This is a genomic window from Gemmiger sp. An194, assembly GCF_002160145.1.
Classification (GTDB): domain Bacteria; phylum Bacillota; class Clostridia; order Oscillospirales; family Ruminococcaceae; genus Allofournierella.
This window is the reverse complement of record NZ_NFKA01000002.1, coordinates 1-20,695: the sequence shown is the minus strand read 5'-3', so window position 1 is coordinate 20,695 and position 20,695 is coordinate 1. Positions and strand designations below refer to the sequence as shown.

Annotated in this window: 19 protein-coding genes; 10 read left to right on the top strand and 9 right to left on the bottom strand. The window is 60.5% G+C overall.

The window, feature by feature from the left end; genetic code table 11:
• The first annotated feature begins 5 nt into the window (after window positions 1-5).
• From B5F28_RS01330 to B5F28_RS01300, 7 genes are all read left to right on the top strand, one after another.
• Window positions 6-1,343: a hypothetical protein gene (locus B5F28_RS01330; protein WP_087292458.1), complete on the top strand. Its 1,338-nt coding sequence runs from the start codon at window positions 6-8 to the stop codon at window positions 1,341-1,343.
• The gene (yfcE, locus tag B5F28_RS01325) at window positions 1,340-1,882 is read left to right on the top strand and encodes a phosphodiesterase (RefSeq protein ID WP_087292455.1); all 543 of its coding nucleotides are present in this window, start codon (window positions 1,340-1,342) and stop codon (window positions 1,880-1,882) included. Before B5F28_RS01330 ends, yfcE begins: the two co-directional genes overlap by 4 nt.
• Before the next feature lie 14 nt (window positions 1,883-1,896).
• Entirely contained in the window at window positions 1,897-2,364 is a 468-nt protein-coding gene (locus B5F28_RS01320) for an S-ribosylhomocysteine lyase (RefSeq protein WP_087292452.1), read from the top strand.
• A gap of 190 nt (window positions 2,365-2,554) precedes the next feature.
• Complete coding sequence (locus B5F28_RS01315; RefSeq protein WP_087292449.1) at window positions 2,555-3,592, top strand: ABC transporter permease; 1,038 nt, start codon at window positions 2,555-2,557, stop codon at window positions 3,590-3,592.
• Window positions 3,589-4,566: an iron chelate uptake ABC transporter family permease subunit gene (locus B5F28_RS01310; protein ID WP_087292446.1), complete on the top strand. Its 978-nt coding sequence runs from the start codon at window positions 3,589-3,591 to the stop codon at window positions 4,564-4,566. The genes B5F28_RS01315 and B5F28_RS01310 overlap by 4 nt, the downstream gene beginning before the upstream one ends.
• Window positions 4,567-4,568: 2 nt before the next feature.
• On the top strand, window positions 4,569-5,321 hold the full coding sequence (locus B5F28_RS01305) for an iron ABC transporter ATP-binding protein (protein WP_087292443.1): 753 nt from the start codon (window positions 4,569-4,571) through the stop codon (window positions 5,319-5,321).
• A 42-nt stretch (window positions 5,322-5,363) separates the two neighbouring features.
• A complete protein-coding gene (locus B5F28_RS01300) occupies window positions 5,364-6,389 on the top strand; it encodes a siderophore ABC transporter substrate-binding protein (RefSeq protein WP_087292440.1) in 1,026 nt (341 codons plus the stop codon).
• An 84-nt stretch (window positions 6,390-6,473) separates the two neighbouring features.
• Here the strand turns inward: B5F28_RS01300 and B5F28_RS01295 are convergent, their stop codons facing one another.
• The 9 genes from B5F28_RS01295 to B5F28_RS01255 form a co-directional block, all read right to left on the bottom strand.
• A complete protein-coding gene (locus B5F28_RS01295) occupies window positions 6,474-7,793 on the bottom strand; it encodes a hypothetical protein (RefSeq protein ID WP_087292437.1) in 1,320 nt (439 codons plus the stop codon).
• A gap of 15 nt (window positions 7,794-7,808) precedes the next feature.
• On the bottom strand, window positions 7,809-9,284 hold the full coding sequence (locus tag B5F28_RS01290) for an MBOAT family O-acyltransferase (RefSeq protein WP_087292434.1): 1,476 nt from the start codon (window positions 9,282-9,284) through the stop codon (window positions 7,809-7,811).
• 49 nt (window positions 9,285-9,333) lie between these two features.
• Complete coding sequence (locus B5F28_RS01285) at window positions 9,334-11,112, bottom strand: glycosyltransferase family 39 protein (RefSeq protein WP_087292432.1); 1,779 nt, start codon at window positions 11,110-11,112, stop codon at window positions 9,334-9,336.
• A gap of 108 nt (window positions 11,113-11,220) precedes the next feature.
• Window positions 11,221-11,589: a DUF2304 domain-containing protein gene (locus tag B5F28_RS01280; RefSeq protein WP_087292429.1), complete on the bottom strand. Its 369-nt coding sequence runs from the start codon at window positions 11,587-11,589 to the stop codon at window positions 11,221-11,223.
• Entirely contained in the window at window positions 11,586-12,296 is a 711-nt protein-coding gene (locus B5F28_RS01275) for a glycosyltransferase family 2 protein (protein WP_087292426.1), read from the bottom strand. The genes B5F28_RS01280 and B5F28_RS01275 overlap by 4 nt, the downstream gene beginning before the upstream one ends.
• A gap of 10 nt (window positions 12,297-12,306) precedes the next feature.
• A complete protein-coding gene (locus tag B5F28_RS01270) occupies window positions 12,307-13,539 on the bottom strand; it encodes a glycosyltransferase family 4 protein (RefSeq protein WP_087292423.1) in 1,233 nt (410 codons plus the stop codon).
• 30 nt (window positions 13,540-13,569) lie between these two features.
• The gene (gene wecB, locus B5F28_RS01265; protein ID WP_087292419.1) at window positions 13,570-14,709 is read right to left on the bottom strand and encodes a non-hydrolyzing UDP-N-acetylglucosamine 2-epimerase; all 1,140 of its coding nucleotides are present in this window, start codon (window positions 14,707-14,709) and stop codon (window positions 13,570-13,572) included.
• 25 nt (window positions 14,710-14,734) lie between these two features.
• Window positions 14,735-15,859 carry a polysaccharide biosynthesis C-terminal domain-containing protein gene (locus tag B5F28_RS01260; RefSeq protein WP_087292415.1) on the bottom strand — a complete coding sequence of 375 codons (1,125 nt, stop codon included), beginning with the start codon at window positions 15,857-15,859 and terminating at the stop codon, window positions 14,735-14,737.
• A 21-nt stretch (window positions 15,860-15,880) separates the two neighbouring features.
• Window positions 15,881-16,927, bottom strand: a complete 1,047-nt coding sequence (locus B5F28_RS01255; protein WP_087292411.1) for a polysaccharide biosynthesis protein — start codon at window positions 16,925-16,927, stop codon at window positions 15,881-15,883.
• Between the two features lie 236 nt (window positions 16,928-17,163).
• Between B5F28_RS01255 and pepT the strand changes: the two genes are divergently transcribed.
• From pepT to B5F28_RS01240, 3 genes are all read left to right on the top strand, one after another.
• Window positions 17,164-18,384: a peptidase T gene (gene pepT, locus B5F28_RS01250; RefSeq protein ID WP_087292407.1), complete on the top strand. Its 1,221-nt coding sequence runs from the start codon at window positions 17,164-17,166 to the stop codon at window positions 18,382-18,384.
• A 121-nt stretch (window positions 18,385-18,505) separates the two neighbouring features.
• Entirely contained in the window at window positions 18,506-18,781 is a 276-nt protein-coding gene (locus B5F28_RS01245) for a hypothetical protein (RefSeq protein ID WP_087292404.1), read from the top strand.
• A 136-nt stretch (window positions 18,782-18,917) separates the two neighbouring features.
• Window positions 18,918-20,579: a SulP family inorganic anion transporter gene (locus tag B5F28_RS01240; RefSeq protein ID WP_087292401.1), complete on the top strand. Its 1,662-nt coding sequence runs from the start codon at window positions 18,918-18,920 to the stop codon at window positions 20,577-20,579.
• Window positions 20,580-20,695 lie beyond the last annotated feature (116 nt).

Below are 20,695 nucleotides of genomic sequence, written 5' to 3'. Positions count from 1 at the left end.
GACCCTTGCATTCTTTTATCATCGACTGCCTTTACGGCTATGCGAATCTTGCCGTGCTGGGGCTTGCGCTGGGCTGCATGTGGTATGCCTGGCAGACGCTGCGCCGCCCCATGGAAGCCCCCTGGTTTGATTTGGGCAGACAGCTGACGGTGCAGCGGCAGCTGTTCGGCGGCTGGCTGGGCGATGTCCGGCAGGCGCTGGCGCCCTGGCTGTTTATCGTGGCCGCGGCGGTCTACCAGTTCGAGATCTTTTTTGTGAACAGCCTGTATCGGGACCGTCTGCCCTGGCTGTTTGAATACGGTACCATGGCGCTGGACCATCTGGTGGTGCTTTGCCTGCTGGTCAAGATTTTGCTTTGCACCCGGTACGACGGCCGCCAGCTGGCGGCTGCCTTCTGTGTGCTGTTTGTGATCCGCTGGGTGTTTATGAACAACCATAATAAGTGGATGATGATGGCGCTGCTGTTTGCGCTGGCAGCCAAGGATGTGCCGCTGCGCCGGGCGCTGAAGCTGGTGCTGCCGGTGGGAGCGCTCAGCGTGGGTGTTGTGGCGCTCAGCTCGGTGGCAGGTGTGATCGATACCGTGCAGGAGCTGGGCACCGGCCGCTACCGGAACAGCTTCGGCTATGGCTGGTACAATTTCTTCGGGGCCTGCCTGCTGGCTCTTGCGCTGATGTATGTGTGCCTGCGGGGGGGAAAGCGACTGAAATGGTTCGACTTTGCCCTGCTGGCAGCGCTGACGGTATTCTGCAACTTCGGGCCGGACAGCCGGGCTGCCACCATCTGCCTGGTGCTGCTCATCGCCGCTTTGCTGGTGGTGCACATTTGGCCCGGCGTGCTGCGTCCGCTGCCGGTACGGCTGCTGCTCACGGCTGCGCCGCTGCTGGCCTTTGCCGCCAGTATGGGCCTTGCCCTTGGCTGGAATCCGGAGAACCCGCTGCTGGCCCGACTGGACAGTCTTTTCAGCACCCGCATCTCACTGGGCTGGCAGGGCCTTACCACCATGCCGTTTGCCATTGCGGGCCAGATGCCCGGGGCGGATATGCTGGTGGACAATGCCTACCTGTATTACTGGATCGTGGCCGGTCCGGTGGCCAGCGCCCTGATCTGGCTGGGCTTTGCCCTGTTGATGTGGCGGCTGCTCAAGGAAGGCCTGGCCACCGAGGCGGTGTGCTGTCTGGTGATGCTCTGCCACGCCACCATGGAGACCCATGTGCTGTGGGCCTGCATGAATGTGACCGTCTGGCTGCTGTGCGGGGTGCTTTTCTGGCCGCAGCGTCAGCCCGGTTTTGAAAAGACAGAGGAAAAAACGAAAATCCATTTCAAAGGAGTCGTAAACGTATGAAGCTTCTGATCGCGTCCGACCTGCACGGTTCGGCCTATTATTGTGAAAAACTGATGGAGCGCATTCAGGCCGAGCAGCCGGACCGCATTCTGCTGCTGGGGGATCTGCTGTATCACGGCCCTCGCAACGACCTGCCCGAGGGCTATGCACCCAAAAAGGTGATCCCCATGCTGAACGGCCTGAAGGAGAAGATCATCGCGGTGCGGGGCAACTGCGAGGCCGAGGTGGACCAGATGGTGCTGGAATTCCCGGTGATGGCCGATTATACCACCCTCTGGCTGGAGGAGGGCAAGTGCCTGTTTGCCACCCACGGCCACAAGTTCAACCCGGAGAACCTGCCTCCCATGCCTGCCCACAGTGCCTTTGTGTTCGGCCATGTGCATGTGAAGCACGCCGAATGGCAGGGCGATACCCTGATTCTGAACCCGGGCAGCGTATCCATTCCCAAGGACGGCTCCCACAGTTATATGATCTATGAAAACGGCCTGTTCACCACCAAGACCATTGACGGTCAGGTGCTGGGCAGCATCGCCTACTGAGCAGGAGGATTCCCATGAAAACCATCGCAAGTTTTACCGTCGACCACGACAAGCTGGAAAAGGGCATGTATGTTTCCCGGGTGGACGGCGACGTGATCACCTACGACATCCGCATGGTCAAGCCCAACGGGGGCGTGTATCTGCCCAGTCCCGCCATGCACACCTTCGAGCATCTGTTCGCCACCTATGTGCGCAACTCCGCCTACAGCGACCAGATCATCTACGTGGGCCCCATGGGCTGCCGCACCGGCTTTTACTTCCTCACCCGGGATGCCATGAGCGGGGAGCAGGCCATTGCTCTGGTGCGGGAGTGTTTTGCCTTCATCGCCGACTTTGAGGGCAAGATCCCCGGCAGCGAGCGCAAGGAGTGCGGCAACTACCTGGAGCACGACCTGCCCGGTGCCAAGGCCACGGCGGCGGATATGTGCAAGGTGCTGGAGCACTGGACCGGGCCCATGCTGCAGTATGATTATCAGGCCTGAACTTGTTTAAACAGCAAGATTGCAAAAGCAGCCGCGCAAGAATTTGATTGCGCGGCTGCTTTTTTTCATGCTATACTCACTCATGCAATGCGCGGTGCCCGGCAGACAAGACCAGCTGCCCCGGGCCGCGCTTACTTTATGAAAAGTGGTTAGCTTAAATTAACCTTACGCGATAAGGAGGGTACCATCCATGAAATCCAACCGGATCACTGCAGTGCTTGCGGCGATTCTGGCAATATTGGCCGCCGTGTCCCTGTTTGTGGGCGTGATCGATCTGGAGCTGCGAGCGCTTATACAGGGCGATGCCCACACCTGGGAGATCTTTCTTCTGTCCCGCCTGCCCCGGCTGCTGGCCATTCTGTGCACCGGCGCGGGCATGAGTGTGGCAGGACTGATTATGCAGCAGCTGTGCAGCAATAAATTTGTATCCCCCACCACCGGGGCGACCATCTCTTCCGCCCAGCTGGGCATTCTGTTTGCCCTGTTGTTCCTGCCGAATTCCACCCTGTGGGGGCGGGCGCTGTTCGCTTTTGCCGCCGCCATTGCGGGCACCTGGGTATTTGTGTGGTTCATCCAGCGCATCCGGTTCAAGGATGCGGTCATGGTGCCGCTGGTGGGCATCATGTTCGGCAATGTGATCGGCGGTGTGACCAGCTATCTGGCTTATCAGTACGAGATGACCCAGGCGCTGTCCTCCTGGCTGGTGGGACATTTTTCCCTGGTCATCAAGGGCCGGTACGAGATCGTATGGCTCACCGCTCCGCTGATCGTGCTGGCCTTTGTGTTCGCCAACCACTTCAACATTGTGGGCCTGGGCCGGGATTTTTCCAAAAACCTGGGCGTGCCATACAATCTGGTGCTGTTCATGGGCTTGAGCATCTCGGCCATGATCACCGCCAGCGTGGTGGTGGTCGTGGGCTCCATCTCCTATATCGGTTTGATCGTGCCCAATCTGGTGGCCCTGTTCAAGGGCGATAAGATCCGCGGCACTCTGGCGGATACCGCCCTGTTCGGTGCCATCTTTGTGCTGGTGTGCGACATGATCGGCCGGGTGGTGATCGCGCCCTATGAGCTGCCCATCGAGCTGATCGTGGGCATTCTGGGCAGTGTGCTGTTTATCGGCCTGCTGTTTTACCGGCTGCGCAACGGCCGCAAGTCCATCCGGCTCACGGCTCCGGCGCAGAGCTGCTGCCCCGTGCCGGCAAAGGAAGGAGGCTGCGAAGCATGAATACTGCTGCCATCCGGTCCAACCGGCGCAAGCTGCTGATTCTGGCGGTGCTGGCGCTGATCTGTGCCGCGGGTTATCTGCTGGTCAATACCGACCCGGCCAACGCCCGCCTGTTTGCTTATTCCATGAAGATCCGCGCCCCCAAGCTGGCGGCTATGGCCGTCACGGCGGTGTCCATCGGTGGGGCGTCCATTGTGTTCCAGTCGGTGATCAACAACACCATCGTTACCCCCTGTCTGCTGGGCATGAACGCGCTGTACACCCTCATCCACACCGCGGTGGTGTTCTTTCTGGGATCGGCCAGTGTGGTGGCCACCAACGCCAATCTGGCCTTCGGGGTGGATGTGGTGCTGATGGGCATTGCGGCCACGGTGCTGTATAGCTGGATCTTCCGCATGACCCGCCACAACGTGCTGTATGTGCTGTTGGTGGGCACGGTGCTCACCTCCTTTTTCGGCAGCATCCAGACCACCCTCACCCGGGTGATGGACCCCAACGAGTACGACAGCCTGCTGAGCACCCTGGTGGCCAGCTTCAGCAACATCAACTCCGAGATTCTGCTGTTCTCGGTGCTGCTGCTGGCAGGGGTGGCCTTTGCCCTGCGGCGGGAGCTTGCCCTGCTGGATGTGCTGACTCTGGGCAAGGACCAGGCCATCAACCTGGGCGTGGACTACGACCGCTGCATCCGCCGCCTGCTGCTGGGAGTAGCTCTCTGCATCGCGGTGGCCACCGCCATGGTGGGCCCCATCTCCTTTCTGGGGCTGATCATCGCCAACCTCTCCCGCCAGCTGCTGAGCACCTACCGGCACACCCAGCTGATCGCCGGTTCCGCCCTGTTCGGCATGGCGGTGCTGGTGGGCGGTCAGCTCATTGTGGAGCATGTGTATTCCTACACCGTGCCGGTGAGCGTGTTCATCACGGTGGGCGGCGGACTTTATTTCCTCTATCTGCTTTTGGCAAGAAAGAAGGTGTGACCATGAAGATTCAAGGATTGACCAAGCGTTATCAGGGCAGGACTGTGGTGAACGGGGTGAGCTTTTCCATTCCGAAGGGCAAGGTGACCTCACTGATCGGCCCCAACGGGGCGGGCAAGTCCACCGTGATGAGCATGATCTCCCGGCTCATTGCCCAGGACGAGGGCCTGGTGGAGCTGGACGGCACTCACATCGGCCATTGGAAGAGCCGGGAGCTGGCCCGACGGCTGGCCATTCTCACCCAGTCCAACAACATTCAGATGAAGCTCACGGTGCGGGAGCTGGTGGCCTTCGGCCGCTTCCCTTATTCCGGCAGCCGGCTCACCGCCGAGGACACAGAGATCATCGACCGGGCCATTGCCTATATGGAGCTGGAGGAATTCCAGGACCGGTTTCTGGATGAGCTCTCCGGCGGGCAGCGGCAGCGGGCGCTGATCGCCATGGTCATCGCCCAGGACACCGAGTACATCCTGTTGGACGAGCCCACCAACAATCTGGACATCTACCACGCTACCAATCTGATGAAGACGGTGCGTCGCCTTTGCGACGAGCTGGGCAAAACCGTGATTCTGGTGCTGCACGAGATCAACTATGCGGCCTTCTACTCCGATTACATCTGCGCCTTCAAGGACGGCGGCATCGCCAAGTTCGGCCCGGTGCACGAGGTGATCACCAAGGAGAATCTGTCCGACATCTACGGAGTGGAGTTTGAGGTCCAGACCGTGAAGGGCAGGCCGCTGTCCATCTATTACTGACGCACATTTCAAACAAATCTTCCATCAAAGGAGAAATTTCCCATGAAAAAATATCTTTCCCTGGCGCTGGCCGGCTTGCTGGCCCTTTCCATGACCGCCTGCGGCGGCATCGCGGCAGACCTGGCCGCAATGGCGTCCCCCAAAAGCGAAAGTGAGGCGGCTGCATCCGGTTCCTCCTCTGCCGCACAGCAGGAAATAACCATCCGGAGCCTGAACGGCAGCAAGGAAACCGTGGACCTGACGGTTCCCTACGATCCTCAGCGGATCGCAGTGCTGGATATGGCCAGCCTGGACATTCTGGATGCACTGGGCCTGGGCGGCCGGGTGGTGGGCAGCGCCTCCACCAGTCTGGATTACCTGCAGAGCTATATGGAGGATAAAGCGGTGGCCAACCTGGGCACCATCAAGGAGGCCGATCTGGAGGCGGTGATGGCCAGCGATCCGGACGTGATCTTCATCGGCGTCCGCCTGGCCTCCTCCTACGATGCTCTGAACGAGATCGCGCCGGTGATCTATCTTTCCACCGATACCGAACTGGGCGTGGTGGAGAGCGTGCGCCAGAACGCCGCCACCGTTGCCTCTCTGTTCGGGCTGGAAAGCAAGGCGAAGGAGCTGATGGCGGGCTTTGACGGCCGCATTGCCGCTCTGCAGGAGTTCGCTGCCGGCAAGACCGCCATTGTGGGCATGTGCACCAGCGGCAGCTATAACGTGCTGGGCAACGACGGCCGCTGCTCGCTGATCGGCCGGGAGATCGGCTTTGAGAACATCGGCGTGGATGCCAACATCGACACCTCCACCCACGGCAATGAGGCTTCCTTCGAGTTCATTGTGGAAAAGGACCCCCAGTACATCTTTGTGATGGACCGTGACGCGGCCATCGGCACCGATGGCGCCAAGCTGGCCCAGGAGATCATGGACAATGAGCTGGTGAACAAGACCCAGGCGGCGCAGGAGGGCCACGTGGTCCATCTGGCCAACCCGGCGGTATGGTACACGGCGGAAGGCGGCATTACTGCTCTGGACCGGATGCTGTCTGACCTGGAAACCGGTCTTGGCTTGAACGCTTAAGCTTAAACAGAGAAAAGCCCCGCTTCACAGCGCTGCAACAGCGCGTGAAGCGGGGCTTTTGTTGTTGTACAGGAGGAACGGAGATCAGGAGGTGCTGGCCTTGGCAAACCATTCCTCGTCCACCACCAGGCAGTCGGCGGTGGTGCCCACCAGGGCGTTGGTCACCAGATCGGCATTGTCCGCCCCGTAGGTTTCCAGATACTGAGCCTCATAGGAGGTCTGCAGGCCCTGCAGCGCGGCCTCGATGCCGGGGAAGTACAGCTTGAGGGCCTCCGGCTTGCAGTGCAGGCCGTCGTAGAACAGGCTTTCCGGCACGCCGATGCGGCTGGCATGGTAGCTGCCGTACAGGGGAATGTTGTGCTCCTGGGCAAAGCTGCGCAGCCAGGGTTCCACATCAAAGAAGCCCTCAAAGCCCTGGGGATTGTCGTGGACATATTTGATGATGAAGGGGTGATAGGGCGTGAGCAGCAAGACCACGTTCACATTCTTGCTTTGCACATAGCTTACAAAACGCTCGAACAGATCGGTCCAGTAGGGGTCCATCTGGGAAAAGCCGTGCAGTCCGTCCAGGGTGCCCGCCTGATCCAGTACCTCGGCCATTATCTGGTCGTAATTCCAGTTGCGAAAATCCGCCTGATAGACCACAGTGCCGTCCGGGGCTTTGGCGTTGTATTCCAGCTGGTCCAGATCACCGCTCACCGGCTGGAAGGGAATGCTTTCGCCGTCCTCGGTGGTGGTCTCGCCGGTGGCTCGCTGCTTCAGAGCATATTTCACGTTGCCCTGGAAGTAGGCCGGGTCGATCAGTGCCTTCCACAGCTCCAGCTTGTCCGGCTCCTGATAATCGCTTTCAATGCCAAGAGCGTTCTGCAAAAATTCCGGAAAGAGTTCCGTGTCGGCCTGCTGGTTCAGAGTGGGATTCTCGCCGTTGAACAGCCAGGGGTCAACCTCGATGATCAGGTTTTTGGGCAGCTTGCCCTCCTTGTCCAGCAGATAGAAGCAGTTCATCACATCCATGGCGGAGGCGCCGCTCAGGCCCATGTTGAAAAAGCTGCCGCTCACCAGCTCCTGCTGCAGCTGCAGCACCCGGCTGGAGCCAAGAGCAATGGTTTCCGGCACCTGCTCCTCCGGCAGATTCTGTACATACAGCTCCAGCACCGCCCGCTCGTCCATCTTGTCGTAATTGGAAACGGTGTCACCTGCCAGCAGCATGTTGGCCACCTCGCGGGGAGCCAACTCGCCCTGGAACAGGCCGCTGATGTCCACCTTATGGCTGAACCAGACCATGAACAGCAGAATGGGAATGAAAAAGCAGAATTTGATCAGAATCTCCAGCCCGGTGAAGAAGCGATACAGGAGCGTGCGCACAAGGCTGCGCTTTTTTTTGCGCTTGGGTTGATTGGTCAAGATCGCCGCACCTCCTTAGAATTGCTGGTAGATATAGGCCGACTGGCCGAATACGCCGAAGAACAGCAGCAGCAGGCAGAGCCCGTAATACAGCGGCCAGCGCACCCAGGCCCGCTGGGTGCGAATCCACTGAGCCACCGGGCCGCGGGCTTCGATCAGTTCCACAACCAGGCTGCTGGCCACCAGCATGAGAACGGTACTGCCGCCCAGACCCAGCGCCGCAAAGCCGCTGGCCAGCTGGGCAAGGCCTGCCTGCCCCCAGCCGGTGAACAGACCGGCGAACACGATGCCCGCCTGACCGCCATAAAGATCGGCCGCAAAGAAGACGATGCAGGCGGTGAACAGCAGGTACACGCAGCACCGCTGGATGAATCCCTGCAGATGAGGAACCTGATACAGCGGGTTTTTCTTGGCCAGCTTGCGGCGCTTTTTGGCAGTGGCCTTGCCCACCACCATGAACAGGCCGTTCAGAACGCCCCAGATCACATAGCCCAGACTGGCGCCGTGCCACAGGCCGCTGATGGGGAAGATGATAAAGATGTTGAACCAGCCCTGCAGCTTGCCCAGAAAGCCCTCCGCGCCCCGGTTATAGAAGGAGAGGGGCGTGAAGATGTAGTCCTTGAACCAGTTGGTCAGGCTCATGTGCCACCGGTTCCACAGCTCGGTGTAGGTCTTGGCGGCAAAGGGACGGTTGAAGTTTTCCAGAAGATCAAAGCCCAGCATCCGGCCCGCGCCGATGGCGATATCGCAGCAGCCGGAGAAGTCCATGTAGATCTGGTAGCTGAACAGCAGGCTGGCCGCCAGCAGATAAGGGCCGGTGTGCTGGTCCGGTGCGGAATAGACCGCCCGCACAAATACGCCGATGTTGTCCGCAATGACCATCTTTTTCACATAACCCCACAGCACCCGGAACAAACCGCCCGCCACCCGGTCATAGTCAAACCGGCGGGGATGCTCGAACTGAGCCATCAGGTGCTCCTTGCGCTCGATGGGGCCGGTGAAGATGCAGGGGAAAAAGCTCACGAACAGCGCGTATTTCAGCGGGTTGCGCTCGGCCTTGGTCTGGTGCAGATACACATCGATCACATACCCCAGGCTCTGGAAGGTAAAGTAGGAAAGACCCAGCGGGGCGATCAGATCCAGATGAGGTGCCGCGCCGCCGAACAGGCCGGTGATGCCGCCCAGCAGCTCACCGAAGAAGTTGAAGTACTTGAAAAAGAACAGAAACCCGCAGCAAACACCCAGCGAGACCACCAGAAACAGCCGCCGCGTGGCCTGTTGGGGAACACTGTCCATGGCCAGGGCGCACACCCAGGTCACCACGGTTACGCTGATGAGGATAAACACCAGTCGGGCGTTTTCCGGTTTATACAGATAGAAGGCATAGCTGGCCAGCAGCCAGAGGTAGGGCTTTGCCGGGCGGGGGACACAGTAGGTGAGCACCGCAACTCCCGCAAAAAAGCCCAAAAAGACCAATGTGTTAAAATCCATGCATGCACCTCACACCGAAATCGTTGAATCCAAGAGACTGCCGGGGCTTTCAGGAGCCCAGCTCCTGCTGCCGCTGAATGAAGGTTCCCCGGTCCAGATAGGGAGTGGAAGCCGGGTCAAAGCCCCAGCGCTCCAGCTCCGCATCGCTCTGCGCATCCGGGGATTTGAACACCACATACTCGTATTCCTCAAAAGCAGCGGCCAGATAGGGACCGTCGTCCCGCAGCTGCCAGAGCGCCGCGTGGTCGGTGTTGAACACATAGCGGGCCACCATCAGGCCGGTCCAGCCGTCCACCGGGGAGCCGTTGGTGTAGAACAGATAGCTGGCCCCTTCCGGCAGGCCGTATTCCTCCCGCAGCTCGATCCAGGGGGCCTGTTCGGCGTTATTCTGGTAATCCTGCCTGCTGTAAAGGCAGCGCAGGGAACCGGGCTGGCAGACGAACAGAGCGTACAGGCAGCAGGCAAGAATAACTCCGCCCGCCCAGGGGCGTGCCTTGTGCCCCTGCAGATGCCACAGCAGCGCCATCAGCATAAGCCCGGTGATGGCGGCGCAGAAGCACACGATGTAGCGGGGAAGGCTGGCAAGAACCAGCATCTCCTCCCGGCTCATGGATAACAGATAGGTCAGATACAGGGTGAAAAGATAAAACGCCAGCGTCCCCAGACTGCCGCAGACATAGAGCAGGGCGCGCTTTTTGTCAATGCGGCCCATTGCCGAAAGCAGCAGCGGGACCGCGATGCACAAAGCGACGGTGATCCAGAAGAAGACCACGCCGCTGTAGCCCGGGTGCAGCCAGTAGGTGAAAAAGCTTTGCTGAAAGGCGGCGATATCCGCCGCGCTTTTTTCGCTGATCTGCTGGGCGTAGTTCTCCACCGAGACCGCGTGCTTGGAAGAGGTTTCGCCGTATACCAGCTGAACCCGCAGCAGCCAGAGTGCCCATACACCGACAGGGGCAAGGGTCAGCAGACCGCTCCAGATCCAGCGGATCTTGCGGGAGAAGCCGCTGTGCCAGACCGCCCAGAGGGCCAGAACAAGACCGATGACCGCAAAGATCAGTCCGCTGTTTTTCACCAGAGTGGTGAAGCAGAGCAGGACCAGCGCACCGGTCAGACCGCCGGCGGGATGCTCCTTCTGACAGGCGAGAATCACCGCGGCGGTGGCCAGCACCAGCAGGGTGAACAGGTAGTCCACCATCAGGCTGCCGCAGCCGTTGAACTGCAGGAAAGAGAAGATGCCGTAGGCTACCAGAGCGGCCCCCACCGGCAGCGACCGGCGGCACAGCGGGATCAGCGCCAGAATGCAGGCCATGTTCAGGATGATGTGGGCAAACAGCATGGTGCCGTCCGAGGTGCCCAGCAGATCACACACCAGCTTGATCCAGACGGCGGTTCCCGGCGGGTAGCTCACGTATTCCACCGCGGTGTTTGCGGCGGTGGGGAAGGCGTTGTGGGTCAGGATGCTTTTGGCCACGATGGCCCAGTGGGCAAAATTGTCATGCCCTTCCACGGCGGCGCCGCGCAAAAGCAGCATGAACCAGCCGCACACCAGGCCGAAGCCGATCATGGGCAGGGTGACAAAGCGCCGCAGCAGCTTCGGACCCTGCCGGAAAAGCGTCCACAGCCCCAGCAGGATTCCTCCGGCGTACAAGATCGGCTGGATCAGTCCGAACAGGTTCACCAGCCCGAACAGATAGGTGACCACCGAAAGGGCGCACATGGCGACCACCGGCGTTTGCTCCGCCGGAAGCCGCAGCCGGTGGAACAGCCAGAGACACCAGCCCAGAAAAAAAGCGGAAAATAAAAAAAGATGGAGCAGCAAGGCCATCATGAAATGCATCAATCCTTTGGCGGGGCTGCCGGGCCCCGATCGAAACCGAGGCCCGGCAGCTGCGCATGTTGTTTGTATACCAAAATAGACGGACAGGCCCGATGGTTGTTACCGGCCGGTACGTTGCATTTGCTCCTCCAGCTGGCGCACCCGATGCTCCAGCATGGCGTTTGTCTGGGTCAGGCGTTTGAGCCGTTCATTGTACTCGCTGACCACTGCGCACAGAATGAGCAGCACCAGCAGCACAAAGCAAAACAGCATGATGAACACCATGTTGGAGACCACCTCCACCTGCACCAGGCTGCGCAGGATCTTGGCGACCTCCGGCCAGATGGCCAGCACCAGCATGCCCGCGCCCAGCCCCAGCCAGGGCAGGCTGAACCGGACGCTGAGCCGGCCGTTCTTGACCATCACAAAGATGAGAAACAGAAAAACAAGATCGCCCACCAAAAGCAGGCCTTGGAATACCGGGCTCATCCTTTTCCTCCTTTTTGAATGGCGCTCAGCCGGTGAATGACGAGCGCCAGGCTGACCTTGATCATGTAGTACACGCTCTTAAAGGCCCGGATGGACGATACGCCGCCCTGGCGCTCCTCCATGACCACCGGCACCTCGCCCACCTTGTAGCCGTTGCAGATGGCCGTAACGATGGCCTCCGGCTCCGGGTAATCCTGGGCGTAGTGCTTCGCGAAGAGGGCGGTCATCTGCTTGCCGCAGGCCCGGTAGCCGCTGGTTACATCCAGCACACGCTGGCCGGTGAGCAGCCGGATCATGAAGCTCAGAAAACGGATGCCTACCCGCCGCATGAAGCTGGTCTGGAAGCCCTCCTTTTTGATGAAGCGGCTGCCGATGCACATGTCCAGCCTGCCCTCGGCCACGGGGCGGATCACATCGTACAGATATTGGGGGTCATGCTGACCGTCGCCATCCATCTGAACGGTGATGTCGTAGCCGTTGGCTGTGGCATACAGATAACCGCTCTGCACACCGCCGCCGATGCCCAGATTCAGCGGCAGGTCCAGATAGTTGTAGCCGTTTTCCCGCAGGATGCGGACGCTGTCGTCGGTGGAGCAGTCGTTCACCACCAGATAGTCCACATCCGGGCAGGTGGCCTTCAGCCGCTTCACCACCCGGCAGATGTTCTCCGCCTCGTTATAGCAGGGAATGATCACGAGTATCTTCAAGGGATTCACCTCAAACGTTTGTTTTTTCGCCTGGAATCAAAAACGCTTCCAGCTGGTCCAGCACCGCCCGGCGGCGGTAGTTCGCCTGATACCAGGCAAAGGCCTTCTGACCCAGTGCACAGCGCTCGGCCTTACCGGCCCGATACAGCGCCAGCATATTGTTGGCCAGCGCGTCGGAATCCTGGGCGGGGCTGGCAAAGCCGCACCCGGCAGCCTCCACCGCCCGGGCGCCCTCGCCGTCCATGCTGGCCAGCAGCGGCTTTGCCGCCGCCATATAGCTGGCGATCTTGGCGGGCACCGTCATGCCCAGGTCCGGGCTGGCGCTCAGAGAAGCCACAAGTCCATCCGCCAGCGTGGTGTAGCGGGGTACCTTTGATGGGGGCACACTGCCGGTGAACACCACCGTGTCCCGGGCGTTCAGTTCGTCGGTCAGCGCCTCCAGCGCCTGTCGGCTCATGCCGTCGCCCACCATCAGAAGACGCAGGTTCTCCGCGCCCATGCTCCGGGCCTTCACCGCGGCTCTGATCACCGTGTCCAGGCTCTGGGCCGGGCTGAAGTTGCCGGTGAACACCAGATTGAACCGGCCCGCATATCGCTCCGCCAGCGCCTCATCCGGCTGGGGAATGGCATAAAAATCCTCGCAGTGCTGGGGGATCACCGCCACCCGGCCGGCGCCCTTGCCGGTGCGCTCCATCAGCCGCTCCTTCAAAGAGGGGCTCATGGCGATGAGCTGCTCGGCCCGTTTGTAATGCCAGTCGCTCACCGCGCTGGCGATGCGGCGCAGAAGGCCATTCTGCACCGGCAGCACACTGTACAGGTTTTCCGGCCAGATGTCCAGCACGTAGCTGGTGAAGGGGATACGATGGAGCTTTGCATACACAATGGCCGGGAAGTTCATCAGCACCGGGCTGGTATTGTAGCAGAGCACCGCGTCATAGGGGCCCTTCAGCCGCCACAGGCTGAACAGGGCGAAAAAGGGCCAGCTCACATAATTCAAAAAGATCATGGCCCCGGAATTGCCCTTGCGGGGGATTTCCCCGGCCCGGAACACCTGCGCGCCCTTGTATTCCTCCCGGCGGGGACCGGTGTATTTGTAACCGGAAAACCACTCGCCTTTGGGATAGTTGGGCAGGCCGCACAGCACATCCACCTCCAGGCCGTCCTCAACAAACCCCTCCACAATATCGTTGATGCGGAAGGGCTCCGGCCAGAAGTGCTGGCTCACCACTAAAATTCGTTTCACTGTGTAAACGCTCCTGTTGTGTGGGGCGGCTTAGTATTTGCGCCACACCATCTTGTTGACCACGCCCACGTAGCTCTGGATGATCTTGACCACCTTGGTGGACACATCCTCCACATAGTTGGGCACGGGAATGCCGATGTCGCCGTTGTCGTTCATGGCCACGGCGGTCTCCACCGCCTGCTCCACGCCGCCGGCGGTGATGCCCGCCAGAATGAAGCAGCCCTTGTCCAGCGCCTCGGGGCGCTCGGTGGAGGTGCGGATGCACACCGCCGGGAAGGGCTTGCCGATGCTGGTGAAGAAGCTGGACTCCTCGGGCAGGGTGCCGGAGTCGCTTACCACGCAATAGGCGTTCATCTGCAGGTGGTTGTAGTCGTGGAAGCCCAGAGGCTCGTGCAGGCGCACCCGCTCGTCCAGCTGGAAGTTCATGACCTCCAGCCGCTTGCGGCTGCGGGGATGGCAGGAGTAGAGAATGGGCATGTTGTATTTTTCCGCCAGCGCGTTGATGGACGAGAACAGGGCCACAAAGTTTTTCTCGGTGTCGATGTTCTCCTCCCGGTGGGCGCTGAGCAGCATGTACTTTTTGGGCTCCAGACCCAGACGTTCCAGCACATCGGAGGCCTCGATCTGGGCAAGGTTTGCCCGCAGGACCTCGGCCATGGGGCTGCCGGTCACATAGGTACGCTCCTTGGCGGTGCCCTCGGCATTCAGGTAGCGGCGGGCGTGCTCGGAGTAGCACAGGTTCACATCCGCGATGTGGTCCACGATGCGGCGGTTGGTCTCCTCGGGCAGGCACTCGTCAAAGCACCGGTTGCCCGCCTCCATGTGGAAGATGGGAATGTGCAGCCGCTTGGCGGAAATGGCGGACAGACAGCTGTTGGTGTCGCCCAGAATCAGCAGAGCATCGGGCTTTAATTCCACCATCAGCTTGTAGCTCTTGGCGATGATGTTGCCGATGGTCTCGCCCAGGTCCTCGCCCACCGCGTTCAGGTAGTGATCCGGCGCCCGCAGGCCCAGGTCCTCAAAGAAGATGCCGTTCAGGGTGTAGTCGTAGTTCTGGCCGGTGTGCACCAGAATCTGGTCAAAGTATTTGTCGCATTTTTTGATCACGGCGGCAAGGCGGATGATCTCCGGCCGGGTGCCCACGATGGTCATCAGTTTCAGTTTGCTCATAAAAAGCGCGCTCCTTTATGAAGAATCAGACGGGCAGGAAGAAGGTGTCCGGGTGGTCCGGGTCGAAGACCTCGTTGGCCCACATTACGGTGACCATATCGTCCTGGCCCACATTCTCGATGTTGTGGGTGTAGCCGGTGGGAATGTCCACCACCTCCAGCTTGTCGCCGGAAACGTGGTATTCAATGACCTCGGTGCTGTCCAGCGCACGGAAGCGGATCACGCCGGTGCCCTTCACCACCAGGAACTTCTCGTTCTTGGAGTGGTGCCAGTGGTTGCCCTTCACGATGCCGGGCTTGGAAATATTGATGCTCACCTGACCGTGGGCCGGAGTGTGCAGAAATTCCGTGAAGCTGCCCCGGTTGTCGCAGTGCATGTTCAGCGGGTAGGAGAACCGGTCGGCAGGCAGGTAGGACAGCCAGGTGGAGTAGAGCTTCTGCTCCAGGCTGCCAGGGGTCTGGTCCGGCACATCCAGGGTCTCGCGGTTTTTGGCAAAGCCCTCGATGGTCTCGGCCAGATGGCCCAGAGTGGTCTCGTGCACCACCGGAACCACGCAGTAGTCGACCTCGCGGGTGCAATTGCCGTCCAGTGCGGCCACAAAGCTGGCCACCACGTCGTCGATGTAAACCAGCGGCAGCCGGTATTCCGGGTCCCGCACCGAGAGGGGCAGGCCATTGGCGGAGTTGTGGCAGAAGGTGGCCACAACACTGTTGTAGTTGGGGCGGCACCACTTGCCGAATACGCCCGGCAGCCGGAACACATACACCGGCGCGCCGGTGGCCTGGCCGTGGGCAAAGATGGCCTGCTCGGCCTGGGCCTTGCTCTTGCCGTAGTCGTTGTCCAGCGCGGCCTGGATGCTGGAGGTCACCAGCACCGGGGCCTTGTTGCCCGCCTTGTCCAGCAGGCTGAGCAGGGTCTCGGTCAGGCCCGCGTTGCCCGCGTAGAACTCGCTGGGGTCCTTGGGGCGGTTGATGCCCGCCAGATGATACACAAAGGCCGCCCTGGCGGCATACTCCGCCAGGGTCTCGGGGGTATCGTCCCGCTCAAAGAGCATCAGGTCGGTATAACCGGCGGTTTTCAGGGTGGCCACCAGATTTTTGCCGATGAAGCCGCCCGCGCCGGTGATGAGGATAGGGGTATTCAGATCCATTGCAATGGCTTCCTTTTCCGTTTATTTCTTCCAGTTCTCCAGGGCCTCGCGCACGTAGTCGGTGGTGAGGATCTTCTCCACGGTCTCGTCCACGTTCAGCAGGCGGGTGTTGTGGCTGGTGTAAGCCTCGTCGGCCTCGGTGTGCACCTGGCCCTTCACCACGAACTTGTCGTAGTTCAGGTCGCGGCCGTCGGCGGACACGCGGTAGTAGCCGCCCATGTCCTCGCTGCGGATGCGCTCCTCCTTGGTCATCAGGGTCTCGTACAGCTTCTCGCCGTGGCGGGTGCCGATGATCTGGGTGCCGGTGTCGCCGAACAGCTTCTGTACCGCCTTGGCCAGATCGCCGATGGTGGAGGCGTCGCTCTTCTGCACGAACAGGTCGCCCGGGTTTGCATGCTCGAAGGCAAACTGCACCAGGTCCACCGCCTCGTCCAGGTTCATCAGGAAACGGGTCATGTCCGGATCGGTGATGGTGATGGGCTTGCCGGCCTTGATCTGGTCGATGAACAGGGGAATCACGCTGCCCCGGCTGCACATCACGTTGCCGTAACGGGTGCAGCAGATGGTGGTGTCCTCCGCCTTCACGGTGCGCGCCTTGGCGCCGATCACCTTTTCCATCATGGCCTTGGAGATGCCCATGGCGTTGATGGGGTAGGCGGCCTTGTCGGTGGACAGGCAGACCACCTTTTTCACGCCCGCGTCGATGGCGGCGGTGAGCACGTTGTCGGTACCGATCACGTTGGTGCGCACGGCCTCCATGGGGAAGAACTCGCAGCTGGGCACCTGCTTCAGGGCCGCGGCATGGAAGATGTAGTCCACGCCCCGCACCGCGCTGCGCACGCTGTCGATCTCGCGCACGTCGCCGATGTAAAAGCGCAGCTTGCCCGCCAGCTCGGGGTGCTTCTGCTGGATCTCGTGGCGCATGTCGTCCTGCTTCTTCTCATCGCGGGAGAAGATGCGGATCTCGCCGATGTCGCTGGCCAGGAAGTGCTTGAGCACCGTGTTGCCGAAGCTGCCGGTGCCGCCGGTGATCAAAAGGGTTTTGTTGGTGAAATAACTGTTTGCCATAAAAAGGCCTCCGTTCTGTTCCTATTGCAAGCCACGCGGGGCAAAATGCTCATATACGTTATAAGAATACCATAAATATGCCTGTTTTCCAAGTGTTTCGACCCGGTTTGACCGGGGGCGGGTGCAGCGGGCACTTTTTATTTTGTCCGCTTTGTGCTAGAATAAAAGGCAGCTTACAAGGCGGCCGGCGGCCCCGCAGCGGGGCCACAGGACCGCAAAAGAAAGGACGTGTAATCATGCGCGCGTATGAACGCTTTTTGAAGTATGTGACCATCTACACCACCTCCGACGAGGAGAGCGCCAGCCATCCCAGCACCGCCCGCCAGTTCGACCTGGCCCACCTGCTGGTGGAGCAGCTGAAGGAGCTGGGCGTGGCCGATGCCGCGGTGGATGAAAAGTGCTATGTGTACGGCACGCTGCCCGCCACCCCCGGCTACGAGGAAAAGCCCGCTCTGGGCTTTGTGTCCCATATGGACACCGCCCCCGCCGCCCCCGGCGAGAACGTGAAGCCCCAGGTGTTTGAGAACTACGACGGCGGCGATGTGCTGTTTGCCGGTACCGGCGAATATATGACCGTGGAAAAATTCCCCGAGCTGGCAAACTGGAAGGGCCAGACCCTGATCACCGCCGACGGTACCACCCTGCTGGGCGCGGATGACAAGGCCGGCATTGCGGAGATCATGACCGCGGTGGAGCGCATCCAGAAGGAGAATATTCCCCACGGCAAGCTGTGCATCGGCTTCACCCCGGACGAAGAGGTAGGCCAGGGTGCCGACTTCTTTGATGTGGATCGCTTCGGCGCTCAGTTCGCCTACACGGTGGACGGCGGCGACGTGGGCGAGCTGGAATATCAGAACTTCAACGCCGCCGACGCGGTGGTCACCGTGCATGGCTTCTCGGTGCATCCCGGCAGCGCCAAGGACCTGATGAAGAACGCTCAGACCATTGCCATGGAATTCGCCGCCGCCCTGCCCGCTGAGGAGGTACCCGAGCACACTGAGGGCTTTGAAGGCTTCTTCCATCTGTACCAGATGAGCGGCGATGTGACCACCGCCAAACTGCACTACATCATCCGGGACCACGACGGTGAAAAGTTCGCCGCCCGCAAGGCCCTGATGGAGGAAATCACCGCCCGCTTGAACGCCGAGCACGGCGCGGGCACCGTGGTGCTGGAGCTGAAGGACAGCTACTACAACATGGAAGAGAAGGTAAAGCCCCACTTCCACCTGGTCGAGAACGCCGAAAAGGCCATCCGCCAGGCTGGTCTGGAGGCCCGCATCGTGCCTATCCGCGGCGGCACCGACGGCGCGCGCCTGTCCTTCATGGGGCTGCCCTGCCCCAACCTGGGCACCGGCGGCTTCAACTTCCACGGTCCCTGTGAGTACATCACCGCCGAGAAGATGGACCAGAGCGTGCAGGTCATCCTGAACATCATCTCCATCTACGCTGAACATTAAGCTTGCAAAAAGCCCGCTTTTTTCCGAAAAAAGCGGGCTTTTTTTGTGCAGATGGCTTTACAGCACCGCGGGCACGTGCGATACTGAAGGTAACCCCAAGCACAGAAAAGGAGGAAAGGATATGAAGGATACCCGAACGCTGCTGCAGCGGCTTACCTGGACCTGGCGCAAATGCCTGGTGTTTGAAAGCTATCGGTTGGACACCATGAGCCAGGCCCGGCAGATTCTTGCGGAGAATTTCATCTTCTATACCGAAGAGTGGCTGAACCGGGACTATCATGACCGGTATTTTTACTCCCGTTCGGTGGATAACACTCGATATGAGCTGTATGTGGACAAAAAGGACTTTGCTGTAGCTATGGATCTGCTGGAAACCAACGGCCTCAGCGGAATATGAGAGAAAACAGACGGTTTCGGTTGACAAAGCGCCCCGGCGGGTGTATGGTTGAAAACGGCTGCCCGGCTGAACTTGCGGACTTCATTTAATATTATTTGTATCCGGGCGGTAAAAACAGAGGAAGGAAAGAATCAAAATGAAAACCTATCTTGGGGATCTCCGGCGCGAATTTTCCGGCTACAACGGTGCTGCGTTCCTGGCGGACCTGATGGCGGGTCTTACCGTTGCGGCAGTGGCTCTGCCCCTGGCTCTGGCCTTCGGCGTGAGCAGCGGCGCGGACGCAGCCAGCGGCATGATCACCGCCATTATGGCCGGTATCGTGATCGGCATTCTGGGCGGTGCGTCCTACCAGATCAGCGGCCCCACCGGTGCCATGGCGGCCATTCTCATCGGCATCTCGGCCAAGTACGGGGTGCAGGGCGTGCTCACCGCCGGCCTGCTCACCGGCGTGATCCTGCTGGCGGCTGCACTGCTGCGGGTGGGCAAGCTGGTGTCCATCATCCCGGTGCCGGTCATCACCGGTTTCACCTCCGGCATCGCCATCGTGATCGCTCTGGGCCAGGTGGACAACTTCTTCGGCACCGTGAGCGAGGGCGAGAACGCCATTCAGAAGCTGCTTTCCTACAGGGAGCTGGGCTTTTCTCCCAACGGCCAGGCAGTGCTGTTTGCGGTGCTGGCCATGGCGGTGATGATTCTGTGGCCCAAAAAGCTGGCCAAGTATCTGCCCGGCTCGCTGGTGGCCATCATCGTGGCCGTGGTGCTGAACTTCGTGCTGAACCCTGCGGCTGAAAGCTCCGCCGTGGCGGAGGTGGGTGCCATCCCCCAGAAGCTCATGACGCCGGACAGCCTGCTGCTCAACGGCATCGATATCTCCACCCTGCCCAACCTGATCGCTCCGGCCATTTCCATCGCGGCTCTGGGTATGATCGAGAGCCTGCTGTGCGGCGCGGCCGCCGGCCGAATGAAGGGCGAGCCCCTGAACTCCACCCGTGAGCTGGTGGCCCAGGGCATCGGCAACATCATTATTCCCATTCTGGGCGGCGTGCCCGCCACCGCGGCCATCGCCCGTACCTCGGTTGCCATCAAGAGCGGCGGCCGCACCCGTATGGTCAGCGTGATCCACTCAATCACCCTGATCCTGTCCATGTTCCTGCTGGGCGGCGTGATGGGCCGCATCCCGCTGGCCAGCCTGGCGGGCGTGCTCATGGTCACCGCCTGGCGCATGAATGACTGGGCAGCCATTCGGGAGCTGTTCCGCAAGCGGCTCAAGTCCGCCGCGGCTCAGTTCCTGGTGACCATGGTGGCCACCGTGCTGTTCGACCTGGTCATCGCCATTCTGGTGGGCATCGTGGCGGCCATGCTGCTGTTCGTGCTGAAGAGCTGCGATCTGAAGATCGCTGTGAGCGATGTGAAGCGCAAAAACGCCGACGGCACCGATCAGGTGCGCACCGATGTGAAGGTGGTCTACCTGACCGGCCCGCTCTTCTTCGGCACCCAGGACCAGCTGACCCAGGCCATGGCCCAGCTGGGCGAGGAGACCCACGGCGTGATCTTCTCGGTGCGCGGCGTGCCCTACATTGACGAGAGCGCCATCAGCGAGCTGGAGACCCTGCTGGCGGACCTGCGCGGACGCAGCATCCGGGTGATGTTCAGCGGCGTGCAGCCCAACGTGAAGCACGAGATGGAGCGCACCGGCTTTGCGGCAGCGCTGGGCGAGGAGAACTTCGCCTGGGATGCCATTGAGGCCATCGAAACCATGGAGCAGCTGCCTCTGGTGGATACTCCGGTTCAGCTGTGAGTGAAATTTAAATAAGCGAATAAACCAGGCGGCAGGCTGTGAACTGCACCCCATTTGTTAGACAGTATGATATACTGAATAACAAATGGGGTGCTTTACTATGCCGAAAGGAATAC